The following is a 1243-nucleotide window of genomic DNA, read 5'->3' on the forward strand; positions in this document are numbered from 1 at the left end:
CAGGGAAAACGCATGAAAGAATCTAGACCGCGAGAATGTCCGCAAGGTACGTATCATCCAGCGCGGCTTTCTTCTGTTTCCGCCGGATTCCGCCCTTGAAACGCGTCTCCCCTTTCAGGTAATTCAGGGCGATATGACGGACCCTGGCGAGGTTTTCCGCCGCCTGACCGCGGTGGATTTTGCAAGCATCCTCGCGGAGAGCAACGTCCAGGGACCAGTGGAGCTTATTCTCGACAAACCAGTGCTGGCGGGCCGCTTCAGCGAGCTGTTTGGCGCTCAGCTCGGCTGAACTGATGTAGTAGCGGATCATCGGTACCTCAGGGGCTTCGTCACCTTCCTGTCGGAAGCTCATGACGACACCTACCGTTTTCAAGCCTGGCCATTCGTAGCTAAGCTCCTGAAACTCTTCAGTAAGATCACTCACGATGTGATAGCGCGTCTCTTGCCGTCCTCGATTCTTCTCATCCGTGACATAGGCATCCCCTTCGAAGTTGACCACCTTGGTCATGGGGAACGCCGCCTCGAAGGCGTCAGCCAAGGCTGGCTGATTCTCCTTCACCGACAGCAGGTAATCGGCACCCTTCTGCAGAATCTGCGTGGCGATCTTTTTCTGGCAGCCCATGGCATCGATCGTCACCAAACAGCCTTGCAGGTTGAGAAGCTTGATCAGCTCCGGAATCGCCGTGATCTCGTTGCTTTTCTCTGCTGTCTTGATCTGACCCAGCACCACACCATTCGCTGCGCTGAAGGCGCTGACCATGTGGATCGCGCCTTTGCCCTTCCCTCGGCAATACGATCCACGCAGCGTCTTGCCATCAATGGCCACCACAGCTCCATCGGTGACGTCATGGCAGGCTTTCATCCACTCGGCAAACGCGGTTTGGAGCTGCTCGGCATTGACCAAGGCCATCACCCTGGCCAAAGTGTCGTGGCTGGGCACGCCGGCCTCAAAATCGCCGTACTGACGGAGAAAATCGAGCTTCGCGTGGCCAAAATCCTCGATTTCGTCCCAACCCTCTGCACCACAGATCACTGCACAGACGGTCAGAAACAGGACGTCCGACAGCTGATGCTGCACTTTCCAGGCCTGACGGAAGTCGGGAACGATCGATAAATGGTGCATAAGAGACGGTGTCAGCATCGGGCCATCCATAAGCAAAAGCTGCTAGATGACCACATTAGCTCCTACTGGTAAAGCGCTACGAAGCCCGTCGTAGAGCGGTTTTTCATGCGTTTTCCCTGA

1 protein-coding gene is annotated in these 1243 nt (G+C 56.0%); it reads right to left on the minus strand.

Going from position 1 to position 1243, the window contains the following annotated elements; translation table 11 throughout:
* Nucleotides 1–22: 22 nt before the first annotated feature.
* On the minus strand, nt 23–1141 hold the full coding sequence (locus tag HOP52_RS19540) for an ISAs1 family transposase (protein WP_238979202.1): 1119 nt from the start codon (nt 1139–1141) through the stop codon (nt 23–25).
* Between the last annotated feature and the right edge of the window lie 102 nt (nt 1142–1243).

The organism is Billgrantia campisalis, assembly GCF_022341425.1.
Classification (GTDB): domain Bacteria; phylum Pseudomonadota; class Gammaproteobacteria; order Pseudomonadales; family Halomonadaceae; genus Halomonas; species Halomonas campisalis.